This window comes from Chamaesiphon sp. VAR_48_metabat_135_sub (genome assembly GCF_031418915.1).
In the GTDB taxonomy this organism is placed as follows: domain Bacteria; phylum Cyanobacteriota; class Cyanobacteriia; order Cyanobacteriales; family Chamaesiphonaceae; genus Chamaesiphon.
In genome coordinates this window covers 45445-52260 of the sequence record NZ_JANOJV010000038.1, presented here as the reverse complement: position 1 = coordinate 52260, position 6816 = coordinate 45445, and the positions used below count along the sequence as shown (strand labels likewise).

Here is a 6816-nt window from a genome sequence, read left to right as displayed (position 1 = left end):
ACCAGTGAGCGTACCAGTAGCGAGCACATCGAAAGAAGTTGCAAATGCTTGCTTCTCAGAACGGAAAGCAGTTTGAGTCCGGTTGATTAAACCAATGTTTTGTTTAGCTTCAGTCTGTTTAGCTTTAGCACCTTGGTTGAGAAAGTTAGGTAAAGCGATTGCTGCTAAGATCCCGATGATGATAATTACAACTAAGAGTTCTACAAGTGTAAAGCCTTTTTCGCTTTGTTTGCGGTTGAGGTGTTGGATAAATTTAGCTTTTAGTTCGGTTCTCATTTTTAATATTTCCGGTTCGGGTTGGGGTGGTTTGTTTGCTTCGTGTCCTCAGCTTACCCACTTCTTTCAGATTACCTATCACCCTTACCAAACTTTTTTTTAAATATCTTTTAAATAGGGTATTACCCTCCTCTCAAACTCCTTCTGTAGACGGAAATTACTACCAAAGATCGGGGCATCTAGTAGTAGTTGAACTTAGATATATAATTAGCTAGAGAGTACAAAAAACACCGATTAAAGTGACTTGAATCACATCTTTCACTGGCGACAAAAGATTCTAGCAATTTGGTAGATCGGAAATGAGCTTTTGTCACATATCGATCCTATACTAGCAACTTGTGTTCCTAACTGTTTTCTGTTTGCTAATCGCTAAAACCCAATCACTAATCCCCAAAACCCATAGTCAAAATCTGAATTTGGAATTGCTGGCTACTCATTCATCGACTTATAAGTGGCTACGGCTGATGGAGATTGCCCTGTGAGGTAGCGGAAGATCCAGTATTTGAAGATTGTATCGATGAGGACGGGGAAGGTGGCGATAAAGAGGGAATTGAACTCGCGATTTTCGGGGATACCTAAATGTTTGGCGGTACCTGCGAGGATGATTTCCCACCCGTGGGGGGAGTGAAAGCCGACAAAGGTGTCTGTCAGCAGGATAATGATAAATGCTTTGGCAGTATCACTGAGTCCAGAGATCAGGTCGTCAATAAAGGATTTGAGGACATTAATCTGTTGTTTGCTATGGGTAATCAACCAAGCAAAGGTAATGACGGCGAGGATGTCAGCAAACCAGTTTTTGACAGCATCGGCACTTTGACGGTAGAAATTTGCTTTGATTTCTTCGGCTTTTTCCCCGATCTTCTCTTCCATCTGTTCTGTTGTTAGCTTGGGTACCAATCCAACCATGTGCTGAAATTTGAGTTTCTTTTCAAACATCTCCATTTCCTCGAATGCCTCTTTTTCGAGGTTGACATTGAGGAAGACATCGGCGTGTCGATAGCTGCGGAAGACATCGATCGCTGGTCCAACTACAATAATTTTGGAGATGTATTGCACGAGTAGGGGAACTAAAATCATGATCAGGATAAATCGCAGTGCTGTTCTCGTTTTACCCTGATTGAGGCGATAGTTTTCGAGTACTTGAGTTTCGGCTTTGGGGTTGAGATCTTGCTGAATGCGCCGAAAGGTGGTGATTAGCGACGGATCGATAATGGCTCTTTTATTAATGTTTTCAGTCGATCGCGTCGGCTCTCCTGATGAGGATCGATTTGGCATATTATTAGACTGGCGAGGATCGATTGAGTTATCGGACTGACGACGATCGACTGTCAACGATCCGCGCTTGTCTGGCAGTAAGCTATTTTTATTGGTCTGTTGTCCGAAGATCGATCTTGGTGCGTTAAGATCTGCTCCAAGTTCGGTGCTATCTGCATAACGAGTCAAGAGATCGTCGATGAAATTCAGTTTCTCTAGGATTCGTGCTTCATATTCGATATCCTGAGCATATGGATTGATATCATTGACACCTCGACGATCGAATTGTTGACTATCGGGCGGTTGGGGATAATTACTCCCTGTGACTGTGCGACTAGTTTGAAACTCGGCTAGTCGAATGCGGGCAATATTTAGGTATTTATTGAGATCGTTCTGAAAATAGGTAGCGACTTGGTTCCCCGTAGCGTCTGTGGGAATCGCAATCTTTTCGCCCCCAAAATGTTCGTCTTCAATGGCTTTGATTTTCAAAGCTGCTTTGTAGGCTTCATCTAATGCTCGATCGGCTGTACGATAAAACCACTGATTTGCTCGTACCCAGTATTGACCGAATTTATTGACTAGAAAGCTTTCCATAGGAGCGGGTGGTAGGGGCTAGAGAGTAAAATCGGCTGACCCAATATCGAAATGATAGACTATTATATATTGGGTTTCCCTAGATTTATCTTCCGCACCGACTAAATATTTAAAACTGTATCCAAAATGACTAATTAACTGTATAATAGAGTGTTTGGCACTCTTGTAACGCGCTGCATTGACGTTCGCGTAGCTTCACAAGAGCCGCTCAGGTTTTACGTAAATAGAGAAAGTTATACACATGGCGAAGAAAGGCATGATTGAGCGGGAAAAAAACCGCGAACGACTAGTAGCAAAATATGCAGATAAACGTGCAGCTCTTCTTGAAGAGTTTAAAAATGCAGCTACACCCCAGATCAGATTTGCAGTTCACCGCAAAATCCAACAGTTACCTCGCAACAGCGCACCTACTCGGTTGCACAATCGCTGTTGGGTAACTGGTCGCCCCCGTGGATATTACCGTGATTTTGGTCTATCTCGCAACGTCCTGCGCGAGTGGGCACACCAAGGTTTACTACCTGGCGTTGTCAAATCTAGCTGGTAATTTAAAGGGTAAGGGGTAAAGGGTAAAGCGGATGCGCGCTCCTCGGGTTCCCCGAGGGTTTAGCGGCGTTTTTATTCGGGGGTTCCCCCCGAATAAAAAAACGACAAGACAGCGCACCAAGCAGGGTAAAGGGTAAAGGATTCTTCTGTAAGCCTAATCCCTAATCCCGATTCCCTAATTCCCACAGCAGCGGTTATCGATACCAAAGCTATCTAAAATTATGTCGCTGACAGCGTTAGCGATGGTGAATTCGCCAAAAAAGCTTTCCTTAAAATTGAAGGCTTGCATTTCTGTGACGATCGCAATCACTAAAGAACCCAAATCATTTTCGCCTTCCATTCGCTGGCGAGTATATATTTGAGCTGCACGAATTGCAATTGTGGAGTTGATAGATTCAGGAATAAACTCTCGATCGAGCCATTTCTGGAGCGACGATTGCAACCACGCGCCTTCCTCGATCGCGTCTGTTGCTGGTGGTAACGTAATTGGGGATATCGGTTCTGTCATTGCTAACTACCAACTTCGATCTACGTGTAGAAAGAATAATTGAATGATATCGATCGTGGCACTCAGACCGAGACAATCGCAAGCCCAAGTAATTAAAATTAATTATTAGCACTGAGCGAACTATTGCTCAGTTCCAAACATTCAGCACTACGAAGCTCTTCACTGTGTAAGACACGGGGCAATTCTACTTGCCAATTTGCAGTTGCTAGTTCTTCAGCATTTTCCCAAGTGCTGGCAAATGCTGGTAAAGCTAGTTGACACGCTTTCCACTCACTGTGGACGGATACAGCAAGTTGCTGACAGGCACCTCGATGCAGTCCCTCCGGTCGATAAAAACGACAGTAGCGACATGCAGAAGTTAGACAATTTTGGTTAGTCATCAGCATTACCTTTTTGGGAGAGCATCAAATTCAATTCTCTCTTGTTACTATTGTCGCTGTTGCCAATTTAGACAAAAGTGGCAGCAACCATCTATGCCATCTGGCTTGTAGCGATCCCCAAGCCAATTAGGATTTTATATTCTCTTTAGATTCAGTTTATGGAAAGACACATTTATAGGGGTGTTCAGTACATACACGGAGATAATTTATTAACAGTCAATGTTGTTAGTAATTTAGTCAAAACTACTAGGGATCGCTAAAAAATAGGAATCGATCGAGAATCCCGATTGCAGATTCGATCGATCGAAAAAGTTTGAGTCTGTCCGTAAAATTAGCTAATTAGCTGCAAAATAGTTAACTTAGATACATAAAGTATCTACAATCCGATCTCAGGGTTTTCCACCCAAGATCCCCAAATCCATTGCGCAAAACTGACAAACACCCCACCGGAGTAACTCCCCCTCGCGAGCGCGACAATCGCAATGGGAACAAATGACGATCGATCCTGAGTCAATGGGGATAGATCGATCTTCAGTAGCAGTAGGGGAAATTTGCTGGTTGCTATAGCCAACCGCAATGAACCGCAGATCGCTAATCGGCGCGATTAATTGGGTATTTAATTTTTGACAGAGTGCTTTCCTACCAAAAGTGAGTTGATGGGCTAGGCTAGAACTATTAGTTGCAATGGTAAGTATCCCTCTAGAGATCGATCTAGGTTGGCTGCGGTCTAAAATAGCTGGTGATACAGTTGTAGCCCAGGCTTGAACGATTAAACCCCAATCTCTCACACCTTCCCATCCTGGTTGGGTTTGAATCTGGACTGCAATTTTGGAGATCGGTGTTAATGACATAAGGAAAAATTCTAGTCAAATGTCTAGTTTTTGGTCAATTGGCTAAGTTTTGGAATATATTAGTGGCACGGTCACGACTAATGAGTTTAGCAACTGAGTAATTCGAGTTCCGACTGCTGGTAAGATTGAAAATTCTCGTCTCTAGCTAGATATTTAGATAGGTCGCTGCATCAGGTTGTCCAATCGTGGGTACCCTAAGAACAGAGTCGCTGCTAATTTAGTTCGTTTTGACTGACATCTTTAGAAATATCTGTGTTTAATAGTGAGTTATGAACCACAATCCATCTGACAGTAGTGCGAATGTCCCCCCATCCGGTCAAGCTGTAGTAGATCGCCTGGATCGTCTCGATCCTTCCCTCCAAAAAGCTCTTAATTGTTTAGATATCAAGCTGGAAGACGAACTGACTAGATTTAGATCCAAACAGGAAGATCCAGCTCCAGAGCGGAAGGCAGAGCAAACAGCCGAAACAATTTGGGAACAGGAATCGCCAGATTTTGATGCAGATGCAGAAATTTTTACAGCGGAAATAGTTCACCCAGTCAAGCTCGAAACCGAGCGAGCTAAATCTCTGACCGAGCGTGGCGAACCAGAACCAACAGGTGGATTTATCATTATTGATGGACTTTCGACCTCCTCAACCAACAGTCGAAATACATTGACCACTGTCAATTATGCACCGATTTTAGTCGATCGCCAAGATCGATCGGCAGTGGATGAGAATTTAGATTTAAACTTTTCGACTGGTGGCGAAATGGCTGCCTTCCACGGGGAATATTTATCGTCATCTCAAGAATTACTACGACAGATTCAATCGGATTACCCCGCTGGATCTGAAGCTTTCCGCGACGATAGTCGAACTACTTCGGCAACACCTGCACCCAAACGCAAGCATTTAACCCCACTCAAGATCGGTTCGATGGCCGCAGCTTGTGTTCTCGCTGGTGGCGCGAGTTATGCTTATTTCAATCCGAGTATTTTGACAATTCCATTGGTAGCAACCAAGACTATCACGCCGACAGCAACTACCAATTTGTTGGGACAATCGATCCAAAGTCCCAATCTGGCAGCGAATGAATTTACCGAACTAAACTTGAGTACGCTCAATACGATTAAACTACCAACAACAGCAGTAGCGACTAATGTCATTAGCGCAGCACCAACTGCAACCATGAATGGGACAGCAACAGCCACTACGCCAGTCGCCATCCCCTTTAATACTGTAAATGCTAAGATCGTCCCCCCCACGGCAATCATTACCTCCCAGCCAAGATTAGCCGATAGCTTGATTAAATCGCTCCTCCCACCTAATTTTCAGACCTTTGCCAAACCGTCTGGTTATCGATCGATTCCACCAGCCCTGAGACGTTAAATTAGAGGGTAGGGGGTTGAGATTTATAACGCTAACCTCCTGAATTTCTAAATTAGTACTGCCCGATCGGGAGATCCAGAAGTTATCATAATTACTAGGTTAGTTTAAATCATCGAATCAAAACTCTAGCACTGGGGCGAACTAGGCACTAAGCTGCTACAGCAAGAAACTATAAAGAGGATAGTAATATGGGATTATTCGATCGGGTGAGCAGATTGCTGCGGGCAAATGTCAATGATATGGTGAGCAAAGCCGAAGATCCAGAGAAAATTCTGGAACAGGCAGTGATGGATATGCAAGAAGATTTGGTGCAACTGCGCCAAGCTGTTGCTAGTAGCATCGCCAATCAAAAACGCAGCGAGCAGCAATATAACAAAGCGATGGGTGATGCCAATAGCTGGCAGAGCAAAGCGCAATTAGCCTTGCAGAAAGGTGACGAAGATCTCGCCCGTGAAGCCCTCGTCAGGAAGAAAAACTATAGTGAGACCGCTGCCAGTCTCAAAGCCCAATTAGATGGGCAAGCAGGCATGGTAGATACAATGAAAAAGAGCCTGATCCAACTGGAGGGCAAAATTTCTGAGGCGAAAACCAAGAAAGACATGCTCAAGTCTCGTGCCCAAGCTGCAAAAGCCCAGGAGCAGCTTCAAGGTGCTGTCGGACGCATCGGTACCAACAGTGCGATGGCGGCTTTCGATCGCATGGAGGAAAAAGTCCTGATTCAAGAAGCCAAGTCTCAAGCTGCGGCAGAATTGACTGGAACGGATTTGGAGAACAGATTTGCGGCTCTATCGGCAGGTAGTGATGTCGATGATGAATTGGAAGCAATGAAAATGCAAATGCTGGGTGGTAGTAAACCCGCCGCAGCACTGCCTCAAGGTACTGTATCGCCGACTGCGGCTCCCGCAACACCGACAGATACTGTTAAAGCACCAATGAGTCCCCAGGATGCGGAATTGGAAGCTTTACGCAAACAAATTGATAGTCTCTAGTAAAAATTATGCTGGGGGATGCTGATTTCCCCCTGATGTGAGTCTGTCGAA

Annotated in this window: 8 protein-coding genes; 3 read left to right on the top strand and 5 right to left on the bottom strand. The window is 44.5% G+C overall.

What is annotated here, in order from left to right; genetic code table 11:
* The coding region (locus RMO55_RS02770; protein WP_310423148.1) for a prepilin-type N-terminal cleavage/methylation domain-containing protein at positions 1–276 on the bottom strand (276 nt) is incomplete at its 3' end.
* Positions 277–705: 429 nt separating this feature from the next.
* Complete coding sequence (locus RMO55_RS02765) at positions 706–2124, bottom strand: proton extrusion protein PcxA (protein ID WP_310423146.1); 1419 nt, start codon at positions 2122–2124, stop codon at positions 706–708.
* Positions 2125–2365: 241 nt separating this feature from the next.
* Here RMO55_RS02765 and rpsN point away from each other — a divergent pair, with 241 nt between their 5' ends.
* Positions 2366–2668, top strand: coding sequence for a 30S ribosomal protein S14 (rpsN, locus tag RMO55_RS02760; RefSeq protein WP_310423141.1), 303 nt, complete (start codon positions 2366–2368; stop codon positions 2666–2668).
* 174 nt (positions 2669–2842) lie between these two features.
* Here rpsN and RMO55_RS02755 read toward each other — a convergent pair whose 3' ends face one another.
* From RMO55_RS02755 to RMO55_RS02745, 3 genes are all read right to left on the bottom strand, one after another.
* On the bottom strand, positions 2843–3175 hold the full coding sequence (locus RMO55_RS02755; RefSeq protein ID WP_310423139.1) for a hypothetical protein: 333 nt from the start codon (positions 3173–3175) through the stop codon (positions 2843–2845).
* Positions 3176–3273: 98 nt separating this feature from the next.
* Positions 3274–3555, bottom strand: a complete 282-nt coding sequence (locus tag RMO55_RS02750) for a hypothetical protein (RefSeq protein ID WP_310423136.1) — start codon at positions 3553–3555, stop codon at positions 3274–3276.
* 389 nt (positions 3556–3944) lie between these two features.
* On the bottom strand, positions 3945–4406 hold the full coding sequence (locus tag RMO55_RS02745; protein WP_310423133.1) for a DUF721 domain-containing protein: 462 nt from the start codon (positions 4404–4406) through the stop codon (positions 3945–3947).
* 269 nt (positions 4407–4675) lie between these two features.
* Between RMO55_RS02745 and RMO55_RS02740 the strand changes: the two genes are divergently transcribed.
* Positions 4676–5776, top strand: a complete 1101-nt coding sequence (locus RMO55_RS02740; RefSeq protein WP_310423130.1) for a hypothetical protein — start codon at positions 4676–4678, stop codon at positions 5774–5776.
* Positions 5777–5964: 188 nt separating this feature from the next.
* Complete coding sequence (locus RMO55_RS02735) at positions 5965–6765, top strand: PspA/IM30 family protein (protein WP_310423127.1); 801 nt, start codon at positions 5965–5967, stop codon at positions 6763–6765.
* The last annotated feature ends 51 nt before the right edge of the window (positions 6766–6816 follow it).